The 26,901-nt window shown below is 36.5% G+C and carries 25 protein-coding genes; 16 read left to right on the top strand and 9 right to left on the bottom strand.

Annotated features, from left to right (window positions below; genetic code table 11):
- A partial coding sequence (locus AWW83_RS06060) for a T9SS type A sorting domain-containing protein (protein ID WP_143713904.1) occupies nt 1-994 on the top strand: 994 nt, incomplete at its 5' end.
- Here AWW83_RS06060 and rho read toward each other — a convergent pair.
- The 5 genes from rho to AWW83_RS06035 are packed head-to-tail and all read right to left on the bottom strand — an operon-like array spanning nt 991 to nt 7,326.
- Complete coding sequence (gene rho / locus AWW83_RS06055) at nt 991-2,283, bottom strand: transcription termination factor Rho (protein ID WP_092349967.1); 1,293 nt, start codon at nt 2,281-2,283, stop codon at nt 991-993. The two genes, AWW83_RS06060 and rho, sit on opposite strands and share 4 nt — an antisense overlap.
- A gap of 45 nt (nt 2,284-2,328) precedes the next feature.
- On the bottom strand, nt 2,329-3,657 hold the full coding sequence (locus AWW83_RS06050) for a bifunctional folylpolyglutamate synthase/dihydrofolate synthase (RefSeq protein ID WP_092349961.1): 1,329 nt from the start codon (nt 3,655-3,657) through the stop codon (nt 2,329-2,331).
- Between the two features lie 18 nt (nt 3,658-3,675).
- The gene (locus AWW83_RS06045) at nt 3,676-4,632 is read right to left on the bottom strand and encodes a dihydroorotate dehydrogenase (protein ID WP_092349965.1); all 957 of its coding nucleotides are present in this window, start codon (nt 4,630-4,632) and stop codon (nt 3,676-3,678) included.
- Nucleotides 4,632-5,393 carry a dihydroorotate dehydrogenase electron transfer subunit gene (locus AWW83_RS06040; protein WP_092349959.1) on the bottom strand — a complete coding sequence of 254 codons (762 nt, stop codon included), beginning with the start codon at nt 5,391-5,393 and terminating at the stop codon, nt 4,632-4,634. Before AWW83_RS06040 ends, AWW83_RS06045 begins: the two co-directional genes overlap by 1 nt.
- Complete coding sequence (locus tag AWW83_RS06035; protein ID WP_092349957.1) at nt 5,383-7,326, bottom strand: tetratricopeptide repeat protein; 1,944 nt, start codon at nt 7,324-7,326, stop codon at nt 5,383-5,385. The genes AWW83_RS06040 and AWW83_RS06035 overlap by 11 nt, the downstream gene beginning before the upstream one ends.
- Before the next feature lie 92 nt (nt 7,327-7,418).
- Between AWW83_RS06035 and trpD the strand changes: the two genes are divergently transcribed.
- The 8 genes from trpD to nadD are packed head-to-tail and all read left to right on the top strand — an operon-like array spanning nt 7,419 to nt 14,090.
- Nucleotides 7,419-8,441, top strand: coding sequence for an anthranilate phosphoribosyltransferase (trpD, locus tag AWW83_RS06030; RefSeq protein WP_092349955.1), 1,023 nt, complete (start codon nt 7,419-7,421; stop codon nt 8,439-8,441).
- A gap of 16 nt (nt 8,442-8,457) precedes the next feature.
- A complete protein-coding gene (locus AWW83_RS06025) occupies nt 8,458-9,639 on the top strand; it encodes a hemolysin family protein (protein ID WP_092349953.1) in 1,182 nt (393 codons plus the stop codon).
- The gene (gene trpC, locus AWW83_RS06020) at nt 9,636-10,430 is read left to right on the top strand and encodes an indole-3-glycerol phosphate synthase TrpC (RefSeq protein ID WP_092349951.1); all 795 of its coding nucleotides are present in this window, start codon (nt 9,636-9,638) and stop codon (nt 10,428-10,430) included. The genes AWW83_RS06025 and trpC overlap by 4 nt, the downstream gene beginning before the upstream one ends.
- A gap of 14 nt (nt 10,431-10,444) precedes the next feature.
- Nucleotides 10,445-11,071, top strand: coding sequence for a phosphoribosylanthranilate isomerase (locus AWW83_RS06015; RefSeq protein WP_092349949.1), 627 nt, complete (start codon nt 10,445-10,447; stop codon nt 11,069-11,071).
- The gene (trpB, locus tag AWW83_RS06010; protein ID WP_092349947.1) at nt 11,068-12,258 is read left to right on the top strand and encodes a tryptophan synthase subunit beta; all 1,191 of its coding nucleotides are present in this window, start codon (nt 11,068-11,070) and stop codon (nt 12,256-12,258) included. Before AWW83_RS06015 ends, trpB begins: the two co-directional genes overlap by 4 nt.
- 26 nt (nt 12,259-12,284) lie before the next feature.
- The gene (locus AWW83_RS06005; protein WP_092349945.1) at nt 12,285-12,803 is read left to right on the top strand and encodes a hypothetical protein; all 519 of its coding nucleotides are present in this window, start codon (nt 12,285-12,287) and stop codon (nt 12,801-12,803) included.
- 19 nt (nt 12,804-12,822) lie between these two features.
- Nucleotides 12,823-13,506: a hypothetical protein gene (locus AWW83_RS06000; protein ID WP_092349943.1), complete on the top strand. Its 684-nt coding sequence runs from the start codon at nt 12,823-12,825 to the stop codon at nt 13,504-13,506.
- Nucleotides 13,506-14,090 carry a nicotinate-nucleotide adenylyltransferase gene (nadD, locus tag AWW83_RS05995; RefSeq protein WP_092349941.1) on the top strand — a complete coding sequence of 195 codons (585 nt, stop codon included), beginning with the start codon at nt 13,506-13,508 and terminating at the stop codon, nt 14,088-14,090. The genes AWW83_RS06000 and nadD overlap by 1 nt, the downstream gene beginning before the upstream one ends.
- Before the next feature lie 3 nt (nt 14,091-14,093).
- On the opposite strand, the gene AWW83_RS05990 is transcribed toward nadD, so the two are convergent.
- From AWW83_RS05990 to AWW83_RS05975, 4 genes are read right to left on the bottom strand one after another with little or no spacing between them, the layout of a single operon-like run.
- Nucleotides 14,094-14,894: a class I SAM-dependent methyltransferase gene (locus tag AWW83_RS05990; RefSeq protein WP_092349939.1), complete on the bottom strand. Its 801-nt coding sequence runs from the start codon at nt 14,892-14,894 to the stop codon at nt 14,094-14,096.
- Nucleotides 14,894-16,375, bottom strand: a complete 1,482-nt coding sequence (locus AWW83_RS05985; protein WP_092349937.1) for a B12-binding domain-containing radical SAM protein — start codon at nt 16,373-16,375, stop codon at nt 14,894-14,896. Before AWW83_RS05985 ends, AWW83_RS05990 begins: the two co-directional genes overlap by 1 nt.
- Before the next feature lie 37 nt (nt 16,376-16,412).
- Nucleotides 16,413-17,459: a 6-phosphofructokinase gene (locus AWW83_RS05980; RefSeq protein ID WP_092349935.1), complete on the bottom strand. Its 1,047-nt coding sequence runs from the start codon at nt 17,457-17,459 to the stop codon at nt 16,413-16,415.
- A 17-nt stretch (nt 17,460-17,476) separates the two neighbouring features.
- Nucleotides 17,477-17,794, bottom strand: coding sequence for a thioredoxin family protein (locus AWW83_RS05975; RefSeq protein WP_234697263.1), 318 nt, complete (start codon nt 17,792-17,794; stop codon nt 17,477-17,479).
- Nucleotides 17,795-17,978: 184 nt separating this feature from the next.
- On the opposite strand from AWW83_RS05975, the gene lipB reads away from it, so the two are divergent.
- From lipB to AWW83_RS05940, 7 genes are all read left to right on the top strand, one after another.
- Nucleotides 17,979-18,728: a lipoyl(octanoyl) transferase LipB gene (gene lipB / locus AWW83_RS05970; RefSeq protein WP_268761461.1), complete on the top strand. Its 750-nt coding sequence runs from the start codon at nt 17,979-17,981 to the stop codon at nt 18,726-18,728.
- Nucleotides 18,729-18,758: 30 nt separating this feature from the next.
- The gene (locus AWW83_RS05965) at nt 18,759-20,831 is read left to right on the top strand and encodes an alpha-ketoacid dehydrogenase subunit alpha/beta (RefSeq protein ID WP_092349929.1); all 2,073 of its coding nucleotides are present in this window, start codon (nt 18,759-18,761) and stop codon (nt 20,829-20,831) included.
- Nucleotides 20,832-20,858: 27 nt separating this feature from the next.
- Complete coding sequence (locus AWW83_RS05960; RefSeq protein ID WP_092349927.1) at nt 20,859-21,497, top strand: LA_3696 family protein; 639 nt, start codon at nt 20,859-20,861, stop codon at nt 21,495-21,497.
- A gap of 23 nt (nt 21,498-21,520) precedes the next feature.
- Nucleotides 21,521-22,801, top strand: a complete 1,281-nt coding sequence (locus AWW83_RS05955; RefSeq protein WP_092349925.1) for a dihydrolipoamide acetyltransferase family protein — start codon at nt 21,521-21,523, stop codon at nt 22,799-22,801.
- A gap of 19 nt (nt 22,802-22,820) precedes the next feature.
- Nucleotides 22,821-24,017, top strand: a complete 1,197-nt coding sequence (locus AWW83_RS05950) for a dipeptidase (RefSeq protein WP_092349923.1) — start codon at nt 22,821-22,823, stop codon at nt 24,015-24,017.
- A 20-nt stretch (nt 24,018-24,037) separates the two neighbouring features.
- Nucleotides 24,038-25,480, top strand: a complete 1,443-nt coding sequence (locus AWW83_RS05945; RefSeq protein ID WP_092349921.1) for an aminopeptidase P N-terminal domain-containing protein — start codon at nt 24,038-24,040, stop codon at nt 25,478-25,480.
- 85 nt (nt 25,481-25,565) lie between these two features.
- Nucleotides 25,566-26,882, top strand: coding sequence for a DUF4921 family protein (locus AWW83_RS05940; protein ID WP_092349919.1), 1,317 nt, complete (start codon nt 25,566-25,568; stop codon nt 26,880-26,882).
- The last annotated feature ends 19 nt before the right edge of the window (nt 26,883-26,901 follow it).

Below are 26,901 nucleotides of genomic sequence, written 5' to 3'. Positions count from 1 at the left end.
AAAAGTTTTTTCAAAAAAAGATGGAATAATGGGAGTTGTTGAAGATACGAACTTTGTCGTCATAACGGATATCGCTCAACAGGGGAATCTAATCTGGATTTTGAATTACAAAGCCAGAAACTCAATCATTCTTTATTTAATGAGAAATGACTCGCTAATTTATTCATTTGCTAATGGATATAACTTTTTAAATACGCTCGTGATTCAACTTGAAATAGATGAAAAAGGTAGAAAATGGATTGTCACGGAACACGGTTATATTTTGATTTTTGATGATAAGGGGACAATTTTTGATAAAAGCGATGATCAATGGATTGCGATTTCAAGAAGTGAAGGTCTTAACGGAAATCCAACTGTCATAAGATTTGATAATCGGGGTGATGTGTGGGTTGGGACTAATTATGGTTTGAATGTGATTGTAAATCCAGATGAACCATGGAAAAGTGGAAGTGTAAGAAATGTTTTCGCACTTCGTGATTATTACATAAATGATATTGCGGTTGATGGTGCAAACAATAAATGGGTTGCAACTAAAAACGGCGTTTGGGTTTTGTCACCAGATGGAACAAGTGTTATAGCACAGTATAACACGAGCAATTCGCCGATTTTAAGCGATGATGTTAAATCAATTGCTTTTGATCTTGAATCTGGAACAGTTTATTTTGGAACAGATAAAGGGTTAACAAGCTTAAAGACGGAATTTGCAAAGCCAACGGAAGATTTCAAAACGATAAAAGTTTATCCAAATCCTTTCCATCCGGAGAAAGATTTTAATGTTGTAATTGACGGTCTTGTTGCAAATTCAACGATAAAAATTTTTACCATTAGCGGAAATCTTGTGAGAAATATATCATCTCCCGGTGGCAGAACTGCCCTGTGGGATGGAAAAGATGAAAAAGGACAATATGTTCCCACCGGGGTTTATTTAATAATTGCATACAGCGAAGATGGAACAAAAGTTGGGATAGGTAAATTAGCAGTTTTAAGAGATTAAGTGCTCATTGACCTCAAAAATTCCTTGTTATTTCTTGTCCCTTTCATATTTTCAAGCAAAAATTCCATCGCTTCAACCGGGGACATTTCACTTAAAATCTTTCTCAAAATCCAAACACGATTTAATTCCTCTGGCTCAAGCAAGAGTTCTTCTTTTCTTGTCCCTGTCTTGTTTATATCAATTGCTGGGAAAATTCTTTTGTCAGCAAGTTCTCTTGTTAAAACAACTTCCATATTACCTGTTCCTTTGAACTCTTCAAAAATAACTTCATCCATTCTGCTTCCCGTGTCAATCAATGCGGTTGCTATAATTGTCAGGCTTCCTGCTTCTTCTGTATCTCTTGCTGCACCGAAGAACTTTTTGGGTTTAATCAACGCACTTGCATCAATACCACCCGAGAGAATTCTTCCGCTGTGAGGCGTCACAAGGTTGCTTGCTCTTGCAAGACGTGTCAAACTATCAAGAAGTATCACAACATCTTTCCCAGATTCAACCAATCGTTTTGCCTTTTCAAGAACCATATCCGCAACCTGCATATGTCTTTCCGGTGGCTCATCAAATGTTGAACTTATAACTTCAACATCTGGACCAACGGAACGCTCCATATCTGTAACTTCCTCAGGTCGTTCATCAATCAAAAGTATAATCAATTTAACTTCTGGGTGATTTCTCATTATGCTGTTTGCCATCTTTTGAAGTAGAACTGTTTTACCTGCTTTTGGAGGTGAAACTATCAAACCACGCTGTCCTTTCCCAATCGGAGCAAAAAGGTCAAGGATTCGCATAGAATATTCGCCCGGGACTGTTTCAAGACGAATTCTTTTCGTCGGATAAAGTGGCGTAAGATTTTCAAAAAGAATTCTCTCTCTTGCTTTCTCGGGTGGTAATCCGTTGACTGTTTCAATTCTCAATAAAGCGTAGAATCTTTCGCCTTCTTTCGGTGGTCTTACTTGCCCAGCTATCGTGTCCCCGGTTTTGAGATTGAATTTCTTAATTTGCGATGGAGAAACATAAATATCGTCGGGGGACGGAAGATAATTATAATTTGCTGACCTTAAAAATCCGTATCCATCCGGTAAAATTTCAAGGACACCTTTTCCGAAAATTATTCCATTTTGCTCTTCTCCTTCTTCACCTTCGGCAGTGACCGCTCTTTGCTCTTGCATCTTTTCAAGAATTTTCATAATCAGCTCCTGTTTTTTCAAATCGCTATAACCAGTGAGACCAAGCTCCTTGGCGATCTTTTGCAATTCAACTACTTTTTTAGACTGCAATTCTGCAATGTCCATTACCATTTTTGATGCACCCTCTTTAATTTTGTTTTTGATTTTTGTTTAAATTAGACACTCAATTTTTCTCTTTTCAATGTAAGCAATTATCTCGCCTGCAAGATAATGTGAGCCAGTTATCAAAATCATATCTTCTGGCTCAGCCTTGTTAAAGATGAAGTCAAACGCCTTGTCCGAATCAGGGATGTAAATTGATTCAACTCCGTTTAATTTAAAAATTTCGGATATTGTTTTCGCATCAAGAGCACGACCTATTTTGGGCTGAGTTGCTACCGCAAAATGAGCAACCTCAGAAAGTTTTTTTATCATTTTCTCATATTCTTTATCTTTCATCACCCCGAAAAGAACATACAATCTCCTTCGTTTGAAATTTTCAAGTTCTTTAACAAGCTGACATATTGCGGGATAATTATGCGCAACATCCAATATAATTTTCGGTTTATTTTGCCAGTTAAATGAGTTATTCAAAATTTCAAGCCGACCCCTGAGCCCCGTAAACTGCCTTACTTTTAGAACTCCATCATAAACATTTCTTTTATCAAAATTCACAAGCCCAAGTTCTGAGAGTTTCTCATAAGTTAAAACAGATAATTGAGCATTTTTAATCTGGAAAGTTCCAGCAATCCCTGCTGTTAAATCTTCATAAAAGTTTTTAGGGGTTTCCAAATCAAATTTTACAAATTCTTCACCGGCTTCTTTCAGGTTTGTTCGTGAAATTTCATCTGCAATTATAAGTTCAGAATTTTTTTCTCTTGCGACGCTTTTTATCACATCCAAAGCCTTTTCATCTTCACAGCCGGTGATACAGGGGATTTTTTCTTTTATTATGCCCGCTTTTTCAAGAGCGATCTTTTCAATCGTTTCCCCAAGAACATCCATATGATCGTATGAAACTGTCGTAATCACTGAAACAACTGGTTTTATTACATTTGTTGAATCAAGCCGTCCGCCAAGTCCAACTTCAACGACCGCGAAATCAACTTTTTCATCGGCAAAGTATTTAAATGCAATTGCTGTCGTCGTCTCAAAGAATGTCGCTTTTAAAATGTCAATTTCATCACGCAGAAGTTTTACATATTCAACGACTCTTTCGCGCGAAATTGGCACTCCGTTTATTCGGATTCTTTCTGTGAAATCAACAAGGTGCGGTGATGTGTAAAGACCTACTTTAAAACCGCCTGCAGTTAAAATTGAAGCGATGAAAGATGAAGTTGAACCCTTTCCATTTGTTCCGGCTATGTGAACCGAGATAAAATTTCTTTCAGGGTTCTGCAATAATTTAAGCAATCTTTCTATATTATGCAAGCCAAATTTTATCCCGAAGCGTTGCAGTGAATAAAGATAATTTATCGTCTCAATGTAATCCTGTCTCATTAAAGTAATCCCCTTATTTTATTTTGTTGTTTCACGAAAAGAAACTTTTGCGATGTTGTCGTCAGCATCAATTAAAACCGAGCCAACGAGTTCATTTACATCTTGAATTTTATTTTCTTCACAATACTTGATTATTCCAGAAATAATTTGCAATGGTGTTGTTGGGTCAACAAAGTTTGCAGTTCCAACTTGAATTGCTCTTGCACCAGCAAGCATAAATTCAATCGCATCTTCCCAAGTTGAAATTCCACCTATGCCTATTATCGGTATATCAACATTTTGAAATACTTCAAAAACTTTTGCAAGCGCAATTGGTTTTATTGCAGGTCCAGAAAGACCGCCAGTTATGGTTGAAAGTTTGGGCTTTCTCGTTCTAATGTCAATAGCCATTCCGACGATTGTGTTAATTAACGAAACTGCATCTGCTCCTTCTTCTTTGCAAACTTTTGCAAAGTCGGAAATTCGTGTGACATTCGGGGTTAATTTTATTATCAAAGTTTTATCAGTTGTTTTTCTCGTTTCGCTTACGACTTTGGCTGTCATTGATAAACTCGTTCCAAATTCAAGTCCGCCTTCCTTCACATTCGGACAGGATATGTTTATCTCATAAGCATCCGCTCCATCAACATTTTCAAGTCGTCTTATTATTTCGCAGTAATCTTCAATTCTTTTCGCAGCGATACTCACGATTAAAGCAGTATCAAAATTTCTCAAAAGGGGCAATTTTTCGTTTATAAATCTATCAACTCCGATATTTGCAAGACCTATTGAGTTTAACATTCCGCAGGGAGTTTCCGCAATTCGTGGTGGTGGATTTCCTGCTTTCGGTTTTAAAGTTAAAGATTTTGTTACAATTCCACCAAGTTTATTTATGTCAATTGAATCAATTAATTCATCGCCATATCCGAAAGTGCCAGAGGCTACAAGGACGGGATTTTTAAGTGTTAATTTACCAATTGTAACTTCTGTCTTTATCATAATGCGATTTCTTTTGTGTTGAAAACAGGACCATCTTTGCAGGCGAGTTTATATTCGCCTTTTTTTGTTTTTACCACACAGCCCTGACATAAACCTGTCCCACAAGCCATCGGTGTTTCAACAGAAACTTCACAATTTAAATCAAATTCATCACAAAGTTTTAAAAGGGATTTTAACATTGGGGTTGGACCACAAGCAAAAATTTTAAATTTAAAGTCCTTAATTTTCACTATATTCAACCTTAACAGTTCCACCACAGTTCCTTTATAACCTGCTGAACCGTCATCTGTTGCGGTGTTAACATTTTCAAGTCCGTCAAGAAGAAGTTGAGTTTTAGTTCTTGCGCCTATGAATGAAATTACATCTTTATTTTTTTCTTTCAAAATTTTTGTCAAAAACGGAAATGGTGCAACTCCAAGCCCGCCAGCAACTATTACCGCCAGATCAAAATCGTCATCCGTGTTAAATGGTTTCCCAAGCGGACCAATTATATCAATTCTTTCTCCAGATTTTAAATTCGCAAGTATTTTCGTCCCCTTGCCAGTTATGTTGAAAATTATCTGTATTTTGTCGTCAATCACATCAGCAATACTAAATGGTCTTCTCAAAAGCGGGTCAAAATAATGCGAAACCTTAACATTTATAAATTGCCCAGGTTTTGCAAGTTTTGAAATTTCGGGAGATTGAATTGTTAATTTGTTAATTTCCGATGAAAGAAGTTCATTTGAAACGACGGGGGAAATTTCTTTAATTATCATCTATCCTTCTTCTTTTTCTTTCTCTAACTCTCGGGTTGTCTTCAAGTTCTTCTTCCGTTTCTTTTGATGCTGGTTTTATTTCCTGTTTCTTTTCAGGTTGTGGAGTCGGAGTTGATTGTTTTGTCTGCGGTGTTGCTTCCTGTTTTTCGGGATTGAGTTTTCTTTCAACAATTTTTGCGTATTCAGAATTTGGGAAATTGTTTAAAATAGCGCTGTAATGTTCAACCGCCTTTGCAAAATTTTTCAACTTGTATTCATTGATCCAACCGATGGCGTAATATGCTTTCGCTTTCAAATTTGAATTTGAATTGTGATTGCAAATTGAATATAAAATTTCAATTGCTTTGTTAGGATCTTCGTCTATAAGTGAAATTGCTTTGTTGTAAAGTTCGGTTAAAGTGTCTTTTTTAAAATTGCCTTCAATGCCGATGAATTTTATCACTTGCGAAGCAAATTCGCTTTCTGGAAAATTTTTTACGAGTTCTTTGTAAATTTCACGGGATTTTGACGAGTCAATGTCTTCGTAAATTGTGCCAAGTAGATAATAAGAGCGTGGAGCAATTGAAGATTGCGGATGATTTTTTATGATCTCGTTTAAGTAATAAATAGCAGAATCAATTTTGTTAAGCGAAGTATAGAAAATCCAAGCGAGTGCGTATTTTGTTTGAGCAATTTGATCTTTCAGTGAATCAACATTGATTGAAACGGATGAGTCAGGATTTAGTTTTATGAAATTTAAAATGCTATCGTTTTTTGCAAGTGATGTGCGATGTCGTATGTATTCGTTAAGTTTTTCAACCTTTCTTTGTGCTTCATTTGAAATTTTGCTCTGTGGAAATTCAAGCCGTGCTTTCTCGTAAAAAACTTTTGCGGAATCATAATTGCCGATTTCATTCTCATAAATTTGTGCAAGTTCAAAATAACCAAATGCTGATTCTTCCGTTCTTTTGTAAGTTGTGTCAAGATAAGTGTATGTTTGAATTGCGAGGTCAATTTCGCCAGCCATGCGATAATTGCGTGCGAGTTCAAGATAAACTCTTTTTTCGTAATCTTTGTCAATGTTTGAGTAAAGCAAATCGTGTAAAACTCTTTCGGCGAGTTTATAATTTCCGAGTTCACGCTGTTGAGTTGCGTATTTTATGAGGGAGTAAATTTTTAAATTTGTTCGCTTTGTCAGTTTTGATGTCTCATAGTAAAATTTTGCGCTTTCGGTTTTATCAATTTTCTCGTTGAGTTCGCCAAGATAAAAGAGAATTTCGGCTTTATCTTCGTCTTTTGCTTGTTTTGATGCAAGATTTAGATAATAAATTGCGCTGTCTATTTCACCAAGTTTAAATTTTGCGAGCCCATAAATTTTGTAAAGTTTCCAAAGGTTTTTATTTTTTGGCTCAATCTTCGCTTTCGCCTGAAATGAGATGATGGCATCGTTGTATTTTTTTTCTTTTGAAAGTGTCAGCATAAGGTAATAAAGTGCTTCATCGTAAAGTTTGCTATTCGGGAAGGTTGATATTAACTCTGCAAATTTTCTTTCTGCGCCTGTGAAGTTATCCTGATAAAAGTAGGACTTTCCAGTCATAAGAAGTGCATCATCGGCTATTGAGGTGTTGATGTAGTATTGCAAAATTTTTGAGCATTTTTTTATGACATCGTCAAGTTTATTTTTTTCATTTGGGGGGAGTTGAAGTTCGGCGTCAAATTTTTCAATGCTTAAAAATTTTTCGGAAAAAGTTCTATTCTGGATAACTTCTTCAACTTGCTCAAATATAACTTTTGCGTTGTAGTATGTATTGAAATAGGCGTTGAATTCACTCGTTGCACTTTTCCAGATTGAGCACCCGAAGAATATAATTGATAAAATTGTCGCTGAAAATTTTTTCAACCTGCGGAGCAATGGTTTAATTTTGTGATTGCGTGAATAATTTAAGATAAACATTTTCAATTTGCAAATTGAGTTGAGGTTGCGCTGAAAAAATTTGATAATTTAACGCACAAGCAGTAAATTTTTTACAAAAAGTTTCAAGTTTTATGATAAAAAATGCAATTGCAAAACTCGTTCAAAAGCAGGATTTAACATTTGAGGAATCATACTTTGCGATGCGTCAGATAATGAATGGAGAAGCGGATCATGCGCAAATTGCTGGTTTTCTTGTCGGTTTGCGAATGAAAGGGGAGAGCGCTCATGAGATCGCAGGATGTGCAAAGGCAATGATAGAGAAATCTTTGAGAATTGAATTTCAAGATGATAATTTAATTGACACATGTGGGACTGGTGGAGATGAGGTTGGGACTTTTAATATATCCACTGCGTCGGCAATAGTTGCAAGTGCGGTTGGTGTAAAAGTTGCAAAACATGGAAATAGAGCAGTTTCAAGTAAATGTGGCAGTGCTGATGTGTTAAGGGAACTTGGCGTTAAAATTGAACTTACGCCCGAGCAAGCAAAAATTTGCCTTGAAGAAATTGGTCTTGCTTTTATCTTTGCACCGCTTTATCACACTTCAATGAAATATGCAGGTCCTGTGAGACAATCTCTGGGAATTAGGACGATTTTCAACATACTTGGACCGCTCACAAATCCAGCTGGTGCAAAAAGACAACTGCTTGGTGTCTTTGCTGAAAATTTAACCGAAAAAATTGCAAATGTTTTAAAGGAACTCGGTTCAAAACATGCTCTTGTCGTTCACGGCGCAGGTGGGATTGATGAAATTTCAATTTCTGGGCATACGAAAATAAGCGAGTTGAAAAATGGGGAGATAAAAACTTACGAGATTTCACCAGAAGATTTTGGATTAAAAAGATGGGACATAAATTTAATTCTCGGTGGAGATGCAAAAACTAATGCTGGAATTATAAAGCGACTTCTTGAAGGTGAAAAAGGACCGCAAAGAGATGTCGTGCTTTTAAATTCTGGAGCTGCGATTTATGTCTCTGGGCTTGCTGATTCAATTTCCGAAGGAATTGAAATGGCAAAAGAAGCGATAGATTCTGGCAAAGCAAAGAAAAAACTTGAAGATTTAATTGAACTGACGAATAAATTTTCAAACCCATAAATTTTAGCCAAATTTTATGTCTCTTTTGATTTCAATATCGTTAATTTTGTTTGGTATATCTGCGTCAATTCTTGAATTTGCGATCATTTCGCTTGAAGATGTTGAAAGGTTAAGAAGTTCAATCGCCAGCAAAATTGAAAAGTTCAGGAAATCGGCGGGTTATTTTTCCCTTTCTTTCGCAATTTTGAAATTTTTGCCCGTAATTTTCGGCTTTTTAATCCTTGGTGCATGGATTAATGGAAGGAAAAATATCTTTCTGCTCTTGATTTTATTTGTGCCTATTTTACTTTACATCGTTCGTTTAACTTATCATCTTGTTGAAAGGGAGCCAGAATTTTTTATTAAACTTTTTGAGCCGATTCTCGTGTTAAGTTTTTTGCTCTTCAAGATTTTAAGCTTTATCCCAGAGATATATGTAGCAAAGTTTGCTCCAAAAAGTGTTAATTTTGTAAGACATGAATTTGAGTTTTTGATGAGAAATGTTAAGCAAGATGAAACACCAGACGAAAATCAACTTTTGAAAAATGTCCTTGAATTCAACGATAAAACTGTTCGTGAGATAATGATACCGAGAACAAAGGTTGTCGCTCTTGATGTGAATGCGCCAAGAGAAAAAGTTGTCAAAGTCGTTTTGAATGAAGGTTATTCTCGCCTGCCAGTTTATAAAGACACGATTGACAATATAATCGGCATAGTTTATGCGAAGGATTTGATAAATTACATTGAAGAGCCAAACTTGTTTGTTTTATATGACCTTGTAAGACCTGCTTATTTCGTCCCAGAGACGAAGAAGATAAGCGAACTTTTGAGGGAGTTGCAGAAAAATAAAATTCATATGGCAATCGTAGTTGATGAGTTCGGCGGTTTTGAGGGGATTGTAACGCTTGAAGATATACTTGAAGAAATTGTCGGAGAGATACACGATGAGTATGATAAAGTTGAGAAAAATTATGAAATTTTGAAAGATGGTTCAATAGTCGTTGATGCAAGTATGCAAGTGAGTGATTTCAACAAGAAATTTAATGTTGATATTCCAGAGGGAACGGATTATGAAAGTCTTGGTGGTTTTGTTTCAAAACTTGCAGGTAGAATTCCTGAAGAAGGTGAAAAAATAAAGTTTGGCGATTTTTATTTTGAGGTTTTGAAAAAAACGAACAGAAAAATCATTGAATTAAAAATAACAGGGTCAAAAAAGTGAGCACGCTTAAAAAAATAGTTGAAAGCAAGGTCAAAGAAATTGAACGCACAAAAGAAATTTTGCCTTTGAAAGATTTGAAGAAGTTAGTTGATGTTTTAAATTATGAGCATAGAAACTTTGCACATGCTTTGAGCAACGGAGATGGAATTAAAATAATTGCGGAGATAAAGAAATTTTCTCCTTCATCTGGAAATTTGAGCGTTGATGGATTTGAACCGGTTGAAATTGCAAAACAATATGAAAAAGCGGGCGCAAGTGCAATTTCTGTTCTTACGGATTTTGAATTTTTCGGCGGGAAAAAACAGCATCTCTCACAAGTCAAAAACAGCGTTAAAATCCCTGTGTTAAGAAAAGATTTTATAATTGATGAGTATCAAATTTACGAAGCGAAATATATCGGTGCGGATGCAATTTTGCTAATTGTAAGATTGATTGATGATGTTCAACTTGAAGATTATCTGTCAATTGCTGGTGAAATTGGGCTTGAGGTTTTAGTTGAAGTTTTTGATCGTCACGATATAGCAAGAGCTCTTAAGGTCTCGCCTTATCCAAAGATAATCGGGGTTAACAATCGTGATCTTGAAACACTTGAAGTTGACATTTCAAGGTCAATTGAATTTTCTTCTCTTTTTCCGCCAGATGTGATAAAAGTAAGTGAAAGTGGAATTAAGGACAAAAACGATGTTTTGAAGTTAATTGATGCTGGTTTTAATGCAATTCTCGTCGGTGAATCTTTGATGAGATCAAATGATAAAGTCGGGAAAATTTTTGAATTGCTTGGTAAAAATTAAAACGGGATTAATCAATGTCGGTTCTTGTAAAAATATGTGGTATCACAAATTTTGAAGATGCGATAAACTCTGTTGAATCAGGAGCTGATATGCTTGGGTTTGTATTTTACAAAGGAAGCAAAAGGTATATTGAGCCGGAAAAATCCGCTGAAATAATTCGTGAGGTTTCGTCATTTGCCCTTTGCGTTGGTGTCTTTGTCAATAATGATGTTGAAGAAATTAAACGAATAATTGATCAGACGATGATTGATGTTGTGCAATTAAGTGGGGATGAGAGCCCGGATGTATGCGAAAAATTAAAAAGTTATGTTAAAGTTGTTAAATCTTTCAAAGTCGGGGATAACTTCTCTGAAAAAATTTTGCAAAATTACGATGTTGATTATGTTCATTTTGACACTTTCATTGATGGTGAATTTGGTGGAACGGGGAAGACATTTAACTGGGATAAAATTGTTGGTTTGAGCGAAAAATATAAAGTGATTTTATCGGGTGGATTAAATTCTGAAAATGTTAAGGATGCAATTTTGAAAGTTAAACCTTACGCTGTTGATGTGTCAAGTGGTGTTGAAGATTTTCCGGGGAAGAAAAATTTTGAGAAGATTAAGAAATTCATTGAAAACGCAAAGAGTGTTATGATATGAAATTAAATCTTCCAGATTCAAGAGGATATTTTGGGATTTACGGTGGTAAATTTATTCCTGAAACATTAGTTCCAGCGGTTGAGGAGCTTGAGCGGTGGTATTTGAAGTTGCGAGATGATAAGAGTTTTCAGGAGGAGTTTGATTATTATCTTAAAAATTATGTTGGACGTCCTACGCCACTTTACTTAGCACGTAGATTGAGCGAGTATCTTGGTGGAGCAAAAATTTACTTAAAGAGGGAAGATTTGTGCCACACGGGGGCACACAAAATAAACAACACAATTGGTCAAGCACTTCTTGCGAAGAGAATGGGAAAAAGAAGAATAATTGCAGAAACCGGTGCAGGTCAGCACGGAGTTGCAGTTGCAACAGTTTGTGCGCTTTTTGATTTTGAGTGTGTAATTTATATGGGTGAGGAAGATATGAAAAGGCAGGAAATGAATGTTTACAGGATGAAATTGCTTGGTGCGGATGTAAGACCCGTCGCAGCATCTGGAAGTAAAACTCTAAAAGAAGCGATAAACGAGGCAATTCGTGATTGGGTGACAAATGTTAAAACTACTTTCTACATGATCGGCTCTGTCGTCGGAATGCATCCTTACCCGATGATGGTGAGGGATTTTCAAAGTGTAATTGGAAAGGAAACGAAGAAACAGATTCTTGAAATTGAAGGGAAACTCCCAGATGTAATAATTGCCTGCGTTGGTGGTGGAAGCAATTCAATCGGGATTTTTTATCCATTTATTGAGCATGTGCCGAATGTTAAGTTAATCGGAGTTGAAGCAGGTGGGAAAGGTCTTGACACGGGATTACATTCTGCGTCTTTGACTGCTGGAAAGCCCGGGGTTTTACACGGCGCTATGCAATATCTTTTGCAAGATGAGGATGGACAAGTACTTAACACACATTCAATTTCCGCTGGACTTGATTATCCTGGCGTTGGACCTGAGCATTCCTTTCTTAAAGATGCAGGGCTTGTTGAATATACAATTGCAACGGATGATGAAGCAATTGAGGCATTTCGTTTGCTCTCAAAACTTGAAGGGATAATACCTGCTCTTGAAAGTGCTCACGCTGTCGCTTACGCAATGAAAATCGCGCCGAAAATGAGAAAAGATGAAATTGTAATTGTCAATTTATCTGGTCGCGGTGATAAAGACCTCGCAACAGCAATGAAATATGTTTGAAACTTGACAACAAAAGGAATAACTTTATGGAAACAGTAACAGGACTTTTATACAAAGAGGAACAATATCTCCCGAAATGGATTTATTTCCTGATATTTGCTTGGATTCCAATTATTTTCGCTCTTCCTTTATTTAATCCAGAGTTTGAAAAGCGAGAAGCGTTATGGCTTATGCTGGGCGGAGTGATTATCTTTGAACTTTTTCTGATTGGCTTTATCGGGAAGATGACAGTTCTTGTAAAATGGAATGAACTTTTGGTTTTTATCGGGTTTTTTAGATTGGTAAAATTCAGAATAAGAAAATCTGAAATCAAAAGTGTCAAGTTAATTGATGAAAATCTATGGAGAAAATTTGGTGGGTGGGGTGTGAGAGGCACTTTTGGAACTGTTGCGATCGTCTACGCAAGCAAAGGTGGGGTTGAAATTGAAATGCAAGAATTAAAACAAAGTCAAAGTTTATTTAAAAAACTTACAAAAGTTGAGAAATTTATCATCTCAAGCCAGAATCCAGCACGCTTGATGGATGCGATATTATCAATGACTTGAAAATAAAAAGTAAAGAAATATGTTCCAGACAGAAAAAGCTCTCGTAATCATCCCAGCGAGATTAGAAGATTTGAAAGTTGATGATTGCTTCTCGTATGAGGAAAAAGTTGAAATTTACAAATCCATGCTCCACGATATCGCCGAATACTATGTTCAAAAAAGCAGAAACACAAATGTTTATGTTTATTTTCACGATTATAAAACATGCGACTTCTTGATTCAAGTTTTCCCTTTGAGAGTTAAAGTTTTCGTTTTTGAAGGAGATGGAAATATCTATCTTGAAAGCATTTCAAAAGCATTCAGCGACGAGAGAAAGTTTGTTGTTCTGCTTGAAGTTGCAAGTTTCATTTACCCAGTTCCGTGGATAAACAATGCTTACGAAGTTATGACACATAAATATGATGTTGTTGTCACCTCAATTTACAGAGACAATCCAAACAGATTGATAGGTGTAAAAAAGTTTCACGAAAAATTCTTATCAAAGATAGAAAGTGAAACGGACGAACTTAACATTTTGAAATTTACAAATGATCTTGATGTTCTCTTTGTCCCGTTGAAAAGGATTGAGTATGCTCGTGATATTGAAACTCTTAAAAAAGTTTACTCGCCAATTTTGAAAGATTTAAAATCTGATGATTTCAAGAGAACAAGGTCAGCAATTTTGAATCTTTTGAAGAAAAGAAAGATAGCGGTTTTTGACTGATGAAAATTGGAATTTTCGGTGGAACATTTAATCCACCTCATATTGGGCATTTGATAGTTGCCGAGCGTATAAGGGAAGAAGTGAAACTTGACAAAGTTATATTTATCCCCTGTTCAAGCCCGCCTCATAAACAGGAGAAAAGTTATCTTTCTCAAATTGCAAGCCCCGAACATAGATTTGAAATGGTAAAAATTGCGATAAGAAATAATCCGTTTTTTGAGGTCTCCGATATTGAAATTAAACGTGGTGGAGTTTCCTATACGATTGATACGATAAATCAATTGACCAGAGAATCTCAAACAGATGAGTTTTATCTTCTAATTGGTGCTGATCAGTTTAAAGAATTTCACACATGGAAAGAGCCATACGAGATAGTTAAAAAAGCAAAACTTATCGTTTTCAATCGCCCGAATTACACAATTCCAGATACGGAGTTTTCAAAATTTGCCGAGTTTATAACTGTTCCAAACATTGAAATTTCAGCATCTTCAATAAGGGAAAGAGTTAGAAATGGAAAGTCAATCAAATATCTTGTTCCAGCTGAGGTTGAGGAATATATTTACGCTAATGGGTTATATAGATGAGTTTCACAATCTTTTTAAAACGATAACGGTTTGTTCGCCAAAGTATTTAAATGGGAAACTATGCCAGATGATAGATTCAACTTTATCAAGTGCGTTTAAAATTTTTTTAGGGAGACGCTCGGTTGGTTTGAGATAAGCAGGGGGTAAAAGAAACGGGAGCGCAAAGCAGGTTTCAATTGAGAAAAAATTTTTTGAAAAATTTCTTATGTCGTTAATTGAGTAATATCTTGCGACTGCGTTGGATTCTTTCCCATCAAGCGAGATATAACCCCAGCCTTTTAATCTTTTTCGCAAGTAGTTTGTTATCCCAAGTGTGAAAAATAAAAAATCACCCCAATACCAGCGATTGATTATTGATGTTATGAAATAAGAATTTGGTTTCAAAACTTTGTGGAGTTTTTGAAAAAAATTCTCTATGTTGGTTATGCAGTTTAAAACGCCGAATGAGGAATAAGCGCCGTCAAATTGAATTTTGAAAGAGTCAATATATTCAGCAGGTAAATTTATAACTTTGGGAAAATTATCTCCGCTCGTGTTTGCAACCGTTGTGATTTTTCGTCGTGCAATTTTTAACATTTCAAATGAGATATCTGTTAAGACAAGTTTACAGCCATAATTTAGCATTTCAACTGATTCAGTCCCAGTTCCACAACCGATCTCAAGAAGAGTTTGCCCAGATGAGAAAAATGATTTTAAAATTTTCAAATTTTTATGCCTCAGGTATAAATCAAAATCCTTTTTCTTTTCATCGTAAACGGGAGCGTAGGAGTCCCAGAAAATTTTATTTATTCTGAATCTTCTCATTATCTTCCCTCAGCTGGCTGAAATTGAACTACATTTGATTTTGAAGTGTGAGCGAGAAAGTTAACAATTGACTTTGAAATTTGAAGTTCAATTTTGTTTTTGAATTTTTCATAAAAATTTGCTTTCTTCCCGGCTTTATACCACGCATCTTTCCATTCTCTATTCATCCATCTAATTGCCCAACGATAAAATGTCGTGTTGTATTTTTCACGCTTGAATAAAAGTTTATTCTCCGCTGTATAATCCCAATCAAGCATCCAGTCCTGTGATTCAAACATCAATCTGTCTCTGACCTGTTCGTAAAACTTTGTCCCCGGCAATGGATAAGCGATCGTTGTGCTGAATTCATCCGGGAGTGTTTCTCGTAAAAGTTTGATTGAAAGTTTTATGTCCTCAATATCTTCACCCGGATAACCAACCATCATGAAAAAATAAGTTTTGATTCCGAGCTTCTTGCAAAGTTCCGAAGCTTTGTAAATTTGTTCAACGGTTATACCTTTATCCATTGCGTTGAGAACTTTTTGCGAGCCTGATTCGGCTCCAAAATAAATTTTTTCACATCCCATATCTTTTAACGCTTTCAGCATATCCTCGGAGGCGAGATTTACTCGTGTTAGGCATTCAAAAGGTATGATCGCATCTCTTTTTATGACTTCTTCACTCCATTTTAAAACCCAATTTTTTTGAACGCCTGTTATATCGTCAACAACTCTTATGAAGTCGGGTGAGTAAACTTCTTTTAAAAGTTTCATTTCCTGCGCTGAATTTTGCGGAGAGCGGATTCTGTATTTTCTTCCAAACACAGCTTTCTGACACCACGAGCAATGATAAGGACAACCTCTGCTGTTTATTATGGTAAGAGACCAGTAGCCATGTTTCTTTCGCCAGGCTTTTCTATAATCGTCCATATCAACGAGATCACGCGCTGGAAATGGAATTGAATCAAGATTCTGAATTAATTCTCTATTCCCAGTTGAGATAACTTTTCCATTATCATCTCTCAATCTTAATCCTTTAATTTCCATCAAATCATTTGGGAAGTCATCTTTTTTGAAGTAAAAATTTGCAAGTTCAAGCATTGTAATTTCACCTTCATCAAATACGACCGCATCAACAGGGAATTCATTTTTTGTCCCTTTGTAAAGCAAATATCTTTCTGGTAGGGCAGTTGGATCAGGTCCTCCTAAAATTACCTTTGCACCATATCTGTGTGCGATGTCTGCTATGATGAGAGCATTTCTTCGGATTGTAATTAATGATGTTATGCCAACAAGTTTTGGTTTCTTTGTTTTCATAAAATTTTCAAACTCATCAAAATCTTTTCTAAATGTGCAATCAAAGAGTTCAACCTCATAACCATTTTCTCTCAAAACAGAGGCAAGATACATTAAACCAAGGGGGAAATATGGTGTCATAATTTTCTTTTCAACTGGATCCTTCTCAATAAATAATGGATGAACGAGGGCTATATCTATAGACATTGTTAATTGCTCGCTTAAATTTTTCAAGTCAAAAACCTCAACCGAAAAACACTTCTGCTATCTCAAATAATTCAGGGTTAACAGTTTTCAATCCGCCGACAACTTCGTAGAGTTCAACATCAACGATTTCATTACCTTGAAGTGCTGTCATCACACCAAATCTTCCTTCGTTTATAAGTTCAACTGCTTTGACACCAAATCTTGTTGCAAGTATTCTATCAAATGCTGTTGGCGAGCCACCGCGTTGTATGTGTCCTAATATCGTTGCTCTTGCTTCCATTCCAGTTCTTTTTTCAATCTGGTCAGCTACAAGATTTCCAATTCCGCCAAGGCGAACATGACCGAATTCGTCAACTCTTAAATCTTGAACGATCAAAGTTCCATCTTTATCAACATGTTCTTCAACTTTAAATTTAGCTCCTTCTGCAACGACAACGATGCTGAAATTTTTTCCGCGGGCGTGTCTTTTTTCAATTATCTTGCAAACTTGGTCAATGTCAAATGGTTTCTCTGGAATTAAGATGACATCAGCTCCACCAGCAAGCCCTGAATAGAGCGCAATCCAGCCAGTGTGTCTCCCCATAACTTCAACGACAGCGACGCGATTGTGACTTTCAGCTGTTGTGTGAATTCTGTCAATTGCCTCTGTTGCAATGTTCACCGCAGTATCAAAACCGATGGAGTAATCAGTTCCACGCACATCGTTATCAATTGTTTTTGGAATTCCAACGATATTGACACCAGCTTTGTGGAGTTTATAGGCAACGCTTAAAGTATCTTCACCGCCGATTGCAACAAGTGCGTCAATTTTTGCCTTTTCAAGATTTTCAAGAATTGCTTTCTCTCCGTCGGGATGTTTATATGGATTTGTTCTGGATGTACCAAGTATAGTTCCGCCACGTGGTAGGATTCCAGATATATTGTTAAGATCAAGCGTGAAGGTGTCAAGCGTCATTAAACCTTTCCACCCGTATCTTATTCCAATTGTCTCGTGTCCAGAGGCAAGTGCTTTGCGAACAACCGACCTGATTGCAGCATTAAGACCCGGGCAATCCCCACCGCCTGTTAAGATTCCAATTCGCATTTAATTTCACCTCCTGGTTAGATGATTTCTTTTAATTTTGATTCAAGTTTTGCAAAATCTTTTGTTTCGGTTATTTTCAAAATTTGATTTCCTTCCCTGTCAAACAAAATCACTGTTGGAACATTCAGAATCAGATAATTTTCGGCTATTTGATAATCTTTAAGCACATTAAAATTTAAAACCTTGACACTGCCTTTGAAATTTTCTTTTAATTCATTTACAAATTTTTCCATTTCTCTGCATTTGTGTTCATCGGTCCAGAAAAAAGCAACCGTTGGTTTCCCGTTTATGTATTCAGGTAGAAGTTTTTTCTTTTTCTGCGTCAGATTTATCAAAGCCCAGGTAAGGAATACAAAAACGAACGCGAAAAAGACAATTATAATTACGCTTGTCAATTTTCAGAGAGCAAATTTTGTTTTCAAAATTATTAACCTGTTTTGGTTTATTTTTGTTTCAAAATTATGAAAGAAGTTGCTCATTGTCAAGCAAGTTTTTAAAATTTTTCGCTTGGGTTGAATTTTGTCTGTTCGGGCAAATTTATTAATTTTTAAAAAATTTCAGAACAAATCAGCAATTGAAGATTTGGAGGCGATTTTGATAGATATTCCGGGTTTGGCGGATTATGAGAGAATTTGGAGTTTGCAACTGCATTTTCATAACCTGCGCACGATTGGGAAGATTCCAAATGTGTTAATTTTCGTTGAGCATCAACATGTTTATACGATAGGTAAAGCGGGGGATGAACAGGATTTGAAGGTGAGCAAATTTTTCCTTGAACAAGCCGGAGCAAAAATTTATCAAATTGACCGTGGCGGAAAAATCACATATCACGGTCCGGGACAAATCGTTGGTTATCCAATTTTTAAACTTGATGAGTTTGGAATTGATGTCCATACTTATTTGAGAAAACTTGAAGAAGTAATCATCTTAACACTTAAAGATTACGGAATAGATGCGGAAAGAAAAACTGGGTTAACCGGTGTATGGGTCAAAGATGGGAAAATTGCTTCAATCGGGATAAAAGTAAGTCGTTGGGTCACGATGCATGGGTTTGCTTTGAATGTTAATACCGATTTGAAATTTTTTGATTTGATCTTTCCGTGTGGATTGAAAGATGTTAAGATGACATCAATGAAGGAAATTTTGAAGTGTGATGTTGATATGGATGAGGTTAAGTTAAATTTAAAGGAAAAATTTGAGCGTGTTTTTGGGGTTAAATTTGTTGAGCATTCCACAGAGCTTGTTGAAAAGAATGGAGAATTTTTTTAAAATAAAAGAAAACAAAATTTGAAACTTGCCATGCCAAGGAATACGACCAAACAGGTCAATCGTAATTTTGAAATTGAACCAGGCGTTGAAATAACCGCTGAATTGAAGCCGGATGTGTTAATTCAAGCTTTGAAATCAATGTATGTCGCAAGACAGATAGATAATAAAGCGATGACATTGTTAAAGCAGGGGAAGGTTTTCTTTCACATTGGGGTTTCGGGTCATGAAGCAATTCAAGTTGCAAGTGCAATGACCCTACGTCCGGGATATGATTGGGCTTACCCTTATTACAGAGATTGGGCTTTTGTTTATCAGCTTGGTGTTACGCTTGAAGAACTTTTTTACAGTGTTTTCGGTAGAGCTGATTGCCCCGCAACGGGTGGAAGACAAATGCCTGCTCATTTTGGGAAAAAAGAATTGAGAATAATAACTCAATCAAGCCCAACAGGAACGCAATATCTTCAAGCTGTTGGAACAGCGATGGGTTGCGTAAGAGATGGAACAGATGAAGTTGTTTATGTCTCTGGCGGAGATGGCTCAACAAGTGAAGGTGAATTTCACGAAGCGTTAAATTGGGCAAGCAAAGATAAATTGCCTGTTATCTTTGTGATTCAAAATAATAGATTTGCCATCTCAGTTCCAATTTACGAACAAACTTCCGGCGCTTCGGTTGCAAAAATCGGACAGGGTTTCTTTGGTCTTGAAGTATATGAAATTGATGGGACAGATTTTATACAAAGTTATCAAACAATGAAAAAAGCAGTTGAAAGAGCTCGCTCGGGACTTGGTCCAACGATGGTCGTTGCAAATGTTGTAAGATTAATTCCGCACTCTTCTTCTGACGACCACAGAAAATATAGAACTCCTGAGGAACTTGAACGAGATAAAATGAATGATCCGATTTTGAAGATGGAAAATTTGCTGATTAATGAGGGAATTTTGACGAAAGATGAAATTGAGAAAATTTACGATGAATTAAATCAAGAGATTGAACTTGCGGTTGAAAATGCGGAAAAGAAACCTTACGCTTCACCAGAAACCGTTATGCTTCACATTTATGCACCTGAGGAAACGAGAAAATTAAATTATGAAGCAAGTGTTCCATCAGGGAATCCAATTGTTATGGTTGATGCGATAAATCACGCACTTCACGAGGAAATGGAATTAAATCCGAAGATGCTCGTTTATGGTGAAGATATCGCAGATCCCAAGGGTGGAGTTTTTACAGCGACGAAAGGTTTGACAAATAGATTTGGAAAGAATAGAGCATTTAACTCTCCACTTGCTGAGGCAAGTATCGTTGGAACAGCCATTGGGCTTGCGGTTAAAGGTTATAAACCCGTTGTTGAAATTCAATTTGGAGATTATATCTGGCCTGCGATGATGCAGATAAGAGATGAACTTGCTCCATTTAGATACAGGTCAAACGGGCATTGGTCAGCGCCGGTTGTTATAAGAGTTCCAGTTGGAGGATATATTCACGGGGGACATTATCACAGTCAAAATATAGAGGGATTTTTCGCACATCTTCCGGGAATTTTCATCGCTTATCCTTCAAACGCTGCCGATGCAAAAGGACTTTTAAAAACTGCTTGTAGAATTGAAGACCCTGTTTTATTTCTTGAACATAAAGCACTGTATAGAGCACCGCAAGCGATGGCCCCAGAACCAGATAAAAATTATCTTCTTCCTTTTGGCAAGGCGAAAGTTAAAAAGAGCGGAAAAGATGCGACGATAATAACCTGGGGTTTGATGGTTTATAAATCGCTTGATGCTGTTAAAATCGTTGAGCAAAAATATGGGGTTGAGATTGAAGTCATTGACATAAGAACGATAAATCCTCTTGATAAGGAGACAATTTTAAATTCTGTTAAAAAAACGAGCAGAGTTTTAATCGTCCACGAAGATACATTGACAGCTGGATTTGGAGCGGAAATTTCCGCAATTATTTCAGAAGAAGCGTTTGAGTATCTTGATGCACCTGTTAAGAGAGTAGCAGGGCTTGATGTCCCCGGAATTCCTTATGCGCCTACGCTTGAAGAAGCAGCACTTCCTCAAACGGAGTGGATTGTTAAAGCACTTGAAGAGTTAATAAGATATTGAGCCATAAAAAGTTAATTTGGAGGAAATATGCTTGTCATAACAATTCCAAAGGCATTAAGAGAAAAGCTCGGCGATGAAGCGTCGGATTCATTGGTTGAGTTGCTAAACAAAGTTTATCAAAGGACAAAAGAGGATGTAATTGAGCTTGCTATGGATAAATTTGCAAGTAAAGTTGCAGATGAAAGGGTGTTAATTGAGAAAAGAGTAGTTGATGAGACCGCACGAGTTGAACAAAAGATAACAGACGAAGTTGTGAAGTTGGATAATAAAATAACCAGCGAGACCACACGGCTTGAGAAGATGATAGGTGAAGAGGTGACAAAGTTGGAACAGAAAATAACGAGTGAGACATCACGGCTTGAGAAGGTGATAAGCGAGGAGGTGACGAAGTTGGATCAGAAAATAACGAACGAGACCACACGGCTTGAAAAGATGATAGGCGAGGAGGTGGCAAAATTAGAGCAGAAAATAACCAATGAGACCACGCGGCTTGAGAAGATGATAACTGATGAAGTTGTAAAACTTCGCATTGAAATGAAAGAAGAAATTTCAAAATTGCGGGCTGAAATGTTATCGCATTATGCGTCGTTGATAAGGTGGATGTTTATTTTCTGGATTGGGCAAGTTGGAGCTTTGATTGGAATTTTGTTCGCTTTCTTTAAGTGAAAACAAAATCAAGAGGTAAATTTATGAAAGTTGAGGTCATAATGCCAAAAATGGGGGAAAGTTTACAAGAGGGAACAATTTTAAAATGGCATAAAAAACCCGGTGATAGAGTTCAAAAAGATGAAATTTTGCTTGAGATTAGCACCGACAAAGTTGATACTGAAATACCATCGCCAGCGAGCGGAATCTTGACAGAAATTTTATATAAAGAAAACGAAACTGTTGCAGTTGGAACCGTAATCGCATATATAGAAACCGAAGCTGTCACTGAAACCACACCAAAATTTGTAGATGTTAAGCCAGTTGAAAAAGTTGAGGAAATCAAAGTGGTTGAGAAAGAAATTGAAAGTCCAGTTCTTGAGGAAATTCCAGCACGAGCGAAAAGATTTTATTCTCCTGTTGTGAGAGAAATTGCAAAGCGTGAAGGTATTTCAATTGAAGAGCTTGAAAAAATACCCGGCACAGGTCACGGCGGAAGGTTAACGAAAAACGATCTTTTAAATTACATTGAGACGAGAAAAAAGAAAGTTGAAGTTAAACCGATTGAATTTGAAGAGATAAAAATTGAAGAGGCAAAGCCGGTTTCCGATCCTGAAGGAAAAGTTGAAATCATAGAGATGAGCCATGTCCTTAAAGCTATGGCTGAACATATGGTTCGCAGTGTTAGAACATCGCCACATGTTTCTGCTATTTCCGAGTGTGATATGACCGAGATAATGGCATTTATTGAGAAAAATTCGGATGAATTTCAAAAAAGGGAAGGTTTCAAATTAACTTTAACTCCATTCATCGCTGATGCAGTTGTTAGGGCTTTAAAAGATTTTCCGATGATAAACAGCAGTGTTGATGGTGATAAAATCATCATCAAAAAATTTATAAATCTTGGAATTGCGGTTGCAACAGATTATGGTTTAATTGTTCCTGTTGTGAAAAATGCAGATGAGAAAAATTTCATTGGGCTTGCAAGAGCAATTAACGACATCGTCACAAGAGCAAGGGCTAAAAAATTAACTCCCGATGATGTTCAAGGCGGGACATTCAGCATAACGAACTATGGAGTTTTTGGAAACATAATCGGAACTCCAATTATAAATCAACCTCAAGTTGCAATTCTCGGTGTCGGTGCTGTTAAGAAAAGACCCGTTGTGATAACGAGAAATGATGAAGATTTTATCGCAATTCGTTCAATTTCATTTTTGACATTAACATTTGACCATCGCATAATTGACGGTGCACTCGGCGGAAGATTTCTTGAAAGAGTTGTCTATTATCTTGAGAACTTTGATTTCAAAGGAATTGTCTAAAAAATAAAAAGTGAAAACGATGCGTAAAATTTTAATTGCTTCTTTCTTAATTTTTTCCTTCGCCTGCGGTCAAAGGGAAAATCCAAAAGTTGAGCCAATTGATTATTTAAAACTTCATTATGATGCGATCGTTGCGGACACTCATAACGATGTTTTGTTAAGAGCGATGGAGGGTGAAGATATAACAGTTGAAACAAAAAATGGGCATTCAGATCTTGTCCGATTGAAAAAGGGTGGCGTTGATGTTCAGGTCTTTGCTGTTTGGGTTGATCCAGTTGCGTATGAAAAAAACTCGTTTAAAAGGGCAAATCAAATGATTGACACTCTTTATTCAATTGCAAAAAGAAATCAAGATAAAATTGCGATCGTTAGAAATTCAGATGAAATTGGAAATGCTTTGAGAGAAGGAAAAATTTGCGCTATCATTGGAGTTGAAGGTGGACACGCAATTGAAAATAGCATTGAAAAACTTGAAGAACTTTACAGGCGAGGCGTTAGATATTTGGGTTTAACATGGAATAATAGCGTTGATTGGGCAAGCTCTGCTTTTGACGAGACGACAAATCCAGAAAAGTTAAAAGTGAAAGGATTAAGTGAATTCGGTAAAAAAGTTGTTCAAAAAATGAATGAGCTTGGGATGATAGTTGATGTCTCGCATCTTGGTGAGCAAGCGTTTTGGGATGTGATAAAAACAACGAAAAAGCCAGTTATAGCGTCACATTCAAGCGTGTATAAACTATGCCCGCATTATAGAAATTTGAAAGATGAACAAATAAAAGCAATTGCTCAAACAGGTGGGGTTGTCTTTGTCAATTTTTACGCTGAATATATTGATTCATCATTTGGAACAAAGAGAAAACAAATTGAAGAAAAGTATAAAGCGCAATTTGATTCAATTAGAATTCTTTACGAACACGATCAAAGAGCATATCGTGAAGCAAGAAGACAGCTTATGAGAAAAATTTCAAATGAATTGCGTCCGCCTCTTGAAGTCTTGATTGATCACATTGATTATATCGCAAAACTTGTTGGTGTTGACCATGTCGGAATTGGCTCTGATTTTGACGGTATAAGTATAACACCACTTGAAATGGATGATGTGACATTTCTTCCTAATATCACAAGAGAACTTTTGAAACGTGGATATTCTGTTGAGGACATCAAAAAAATTCTTGGCGGAAACTTTTTGAGAGTTTTTAAAGAAGTTTGCGGTTAAAAACTAAAATCAATTTCAAAATGAAAAATCTCAAAATCATTTTTCTCGTTCTCATTTCAATTCCTATTTTTGCTCAGGATCTTGATTTGCTCCCGATTTCATTCTTCAAGTCAAACAGAGAAAGTTTAATGTCGGCAATTGGAAATGATGCGATTGCAATTTTTTATTCAAACTCTTTAAAAACACGCTCAAACGATGTTGAATACAGATTTAAACAAGACAACAACTTTTATTATCTCACTGGTCTGGAGGAGCCCGACGCTGTGCTTGTTCTTGTCCCAGCTGGATTTTCTCCATCTATTTTGAAACTTGCTGGGAAAGCGACGGGGAAATACTATGACATCACGCTTGACACTGTAAAGTCGGATTTGAAAATTCGTGAAGTTTTATTTTTGAAAGAACGAGATTCTCTTCGTGAAGTTTGGACAGGGCGAACACTTGGAACAAAAGGAGCGACGGAAAAACTTGGTTTTCAACTTGCACTACCAATTGATGAATTCAAAACTTTGATAAGAACAATTATTTTCGCATCACGAGCTAAAACTATTTATTTCCCGTATCCAACAGGTTGCTATGAGGGGAATGTTAAAGAGGTTATTGAAACGCTTGAATCAATTTTAAACTCACAAAGAAGTAGATTGCAATTTTCTGATCCAACGCCAATTCTTGCAAGAATGAGAATGATAAAGAAACCCGAGGAGATAGAACTTATCAAGAAAGCAGTTAATATAACTGTTAAAGCACATCGTCAGATTATGATGTCGTGTGAGCCGGGAATGTATGAGTATGAAATTCAAGCGTTGGCTGAATATGTTTTTACTAAACTTGGTTCTGAATATCCAGCTTTTCCGTCAATCATTGGCTCTGGTGAAAATTCTGTAATTTTGCATTACAGCTCAAACAGGAAAAAAATCAAGGATGGTGATTTAATTGTTGTTGATATTGGGGCGGAATATCATAACTATTGCGCTGATGTCACGAGAACGATCCCGGCAAATGGAAAATTTACACAGGAACAGAGGGAAATTTACGAAATAGTTTTAAAAGCCCAGGAAGAGACAATCAAAATGGTTCGTCCAGGTGCAAGCTTTATTGACCTCCAACTTAAAGCGAGGGAAGTTATCGCTGATGGATTATTAAAACTTGGGGTAATAAAGGATAAAAATGAGGTTGGAAAGTATTTTATGCACGGAGTTACACATCATCTTGGGCTTGATGTCCACGATGTCGGAATTCCTGGAAATCTTGAACCAAATATGGTTATAACAATTGAACCTGGAATTTACATACCCGCTGGCTCTGATTGTGATCCTAAATACTGGAACATAGGTGTAAGGATTGAAGATGATGTCCTTGTTACAGATAAAGGTTGTGTGGTTTTGTCATCCGATGCTCCAAAGACAATAGAGGAGATAGAAAGATTGATGAAAAGGCGTGGGATAGGCAACGAACCAATTGATTAATCTTTGAAAATCAATCACTTTTGATTTGTTTTTTAATCGTTTGGGAATTAAATTTGCGATGTGATTGATAAAAAACTTTTAGAAAATGATGAAACCGCTTTATTTGATAATGCCAGATGGAACAGTCAAGCAGATTAATCCATTTACGGAAAGCGAAGTATGGTCTGTTCCCGGAAGAAATAATAAGCCAATTACAAACGAAATTCCCGAAACCGCAAAACCACTTGAAGTTCATCAACCTGAGGATTATTGTTCATTTTGCCAAACGAGATATTATGAAGTTCCGCCTGAAAAATCTCGTCTTGTTAAGTTAGCAGATGGAAGTTATAAAAAAATTGATTATTTATCTCCAGATAAATACTTTGACAGTGTCGCTGAATTTAGAAGGGTTGGGAATTTGTTTGAGATTGTGACTCTTGATTATTGGCGAAAAAATTATGAGTATAGACCGTCAAAAGACAAAGAGGAATGGAAAAAATCTTATCTTGAAAATCCTGCTGGAATGAAGCATGTCATTGACCTTGTTCATTATAAATTGAGAATGATGGGGAAATCTCCGGATGAAATAAATGCGATGCCAACGGATGAAAAGCTTAAAATTGCAGATAGTTTCTTCGCAGGTTGTCATGAACTTATAATTGCACGCAGGCATTACATTGAAAATGCAAAGTGGACAAGTGATTTATGTTCGTCTGGTGAATTGACCCAGGAGGAACACTACTGGTATTTTAAATTCACAATTGATGCGATGGTTGATATAATGAGTTCAAATCGTTATGTTCGCTACATTGCAGTTTTTCAGAACTGGCTCAGACCTGCTGGGGCATCATTTGATCATCTTCACAAGCAACTTGTTGGGCTTGATGATTGGGGTGCGACAATTGAAAGACAAATCGCAATGGTGCGGGAAAATCCAAATGTGTATAACGAATATGCTGTTAATTTTGCGGGTTATCATAATCTTGTTTTTGCTGAAAATGAAAGTGCAATCGCATTTGCTGGATTTGGTCATCGTTTTCCAACTATATCAATTTATTCAAAGTCAAAAGCCGGGAGACCATTTGAATTAAGCGAAAAAGAACTTCGTGATATGAGCGATCTCGTCCACGCTATACACGCAGCTATGGGAAACCAAATACCTTGCAACGAAGAATGGTATTATACCCCATTTGACTCCGTTTATAAGATGCCTTGGCATGTTTTGATAAAGTGGAGAATAAATGTCCCAGCTGGATTTGAAGGTGGAACAAATATCTACATAAATCCGATAACGCCGATTGAGTTGAGAGATAAACTTGTCCCTCGTTTATTTGAGTTAAGAGATGCTGGCAAAATTTCAAATCTTTTGATTGCAGAGGAATGCAAAGTTGAGCCAAATTCTTTGAAGTATTATTTGCATTGAAATTACGCAAACATAAAAA

The organism is Candidatus Chryseopegocella kryptomonas (assembly GCF_001536065.1).
In the GTDB taxonomy this organism is placed as follows: domain Bacteria; phylum Bacteroidota; class Ignavibacteria; order Kryptoniales; family Kryptoniaceae; genus Kryptonium; species Kryptonium kryptomonas.
The sequence above is the reverse complement of the archived record's forward strand: the minus strand, read 5'-3'. Positions and strand labels throughout refer to the sequence as shown.

Coding starts and splice junctions, on each gene's coding strand:
- AWW83_RS06015 (WP_092349949.1), top strand. CDS start 10,445: ATGTCGGTTCTTGTAAAAATATGTGGTATCACAAATTTTGAAGATGCG.
- rho (WP_092349967.1), bottom strand. CDS start 2,283: ATGGACATTGCAGAATTGCAGTCTAAAAAAGTAGTTGAATTGCAAAAG.
- nadD (WP_092349941.1), top strand. CDS start 13,506: ATGAAAATTGGAATTTTCGGTGGAACATTTAATCCACCTCATATTGGG.
- AWW83_RS05950 (WP_092349923.1), top strand. CDS start 22,821: ATGCGTAAAATTTTAATTGCTTCTTTCTTAATTTTTTCCTTCGCCTGC.
- AWW83_RS05965 (WP_092349929.1), top strand. CDS start 18,759: ATGCCAAGGAATACGACCAAACAGGTCAATCGTAATTTTGAAATTGAA.
- trpB (WP_092349947.1), top strand. CDS start 11,068: ATGAAATTAAATCTTCCAGATTCAAGAGGATATTTTGGGATTTACGGT.
- AWW83_RS05945 (WP_092349921.1), top strand. CDS start 24,038: ATGAAAAATCTCAAAATCATTTTTCTCGTTCTCATTTCAATTCCTATT.
- AWW83_RS05960 (WP_092349927.1), top strand. CDS start 20,859: ATGCTTGTCATAACAATTCCAAAGGCATTAAGAGAAAAGCTCGGCGAT.
- AWW83_RS05955 (WP_092349925.1), top strand. CDS start 21,521: ATGAAAGTTGAGGTCATAATGCCAAAAATGGGGGAAAGTTTACAAGAG.
- AWW83_RS06000 (WP_092349943.1), top strand. CDS start 12,823: ATGTTCCAGACAGAAAAAGCTCTCGTAATCATCCCAGCGAGATTAGAA.
- AWW83_RS06005 (WP_092349945.1), top strand. CDS start 12,285: ATGGAAACAGTAACAGGACTTTTATACAAAGAGGAACAATATCTCCCG.
- AWW83_RS05940 (WP_092349919.1), top strand. CDS start 25,566: ATGATGAAACCGCTTTATTTGATAATGCCAGATGGAACAGTCAAGCAG.
- AWW83_RS05985 (WP_092349937.1), bottom strand. CDS start 16,375: ATGTCTATAGATATAGCCCTCGTTCATCCATTATTTATTGAGAAGGAT.
- AWW83_RS05990 (WP_092349939.1), bottom strand. CDS start 14,894: ATGAGAAGATTCAGAATAAATAAAATTTTCTGGGACTCCTACGCTCCC.
- AWW83_RS06050 (WP_092349961.1), bottom strand. CDS start 3,657: ATGAGACAGGATTACATTGAGACGATAAATTATCTTTATTCACTGCAA.
- trpD (WP_092349955.1), top strand. CDS start 7,419: ATGATAAAAAATGCAATTGCAAAACTCGTTCAAAAGCAGGATTTAACA.
- AWW83_RS06025 (WP_092349953.1), top strand. CDS start 8,458: ATGTCTCTTTTGATTTCAATATCGTTAATTTTGTTTGGTATATCTGCG.
- AWW83_RS05980 (WP_092349935.1), bottom strand. CDS start 17,459: ATGCGAATTGGAATCTTAACAGGCGGTGGGGATTGCCCGGGTCTTAAT.
- AWW83_RS06040 (WP_092349959.1), bottom strand. CDS start 5,393: ATGATAATTAAAGAAATTTCCCCCGTCGTTTCAAATGAACTTCTTTCA.
- AWW83_RS06035 (WP_092349957.1), bottom strand. CDS start 7,326: ATGTTTATCTTAAATTATTCACGCAATCACAAAATTAAACCATTGCTC.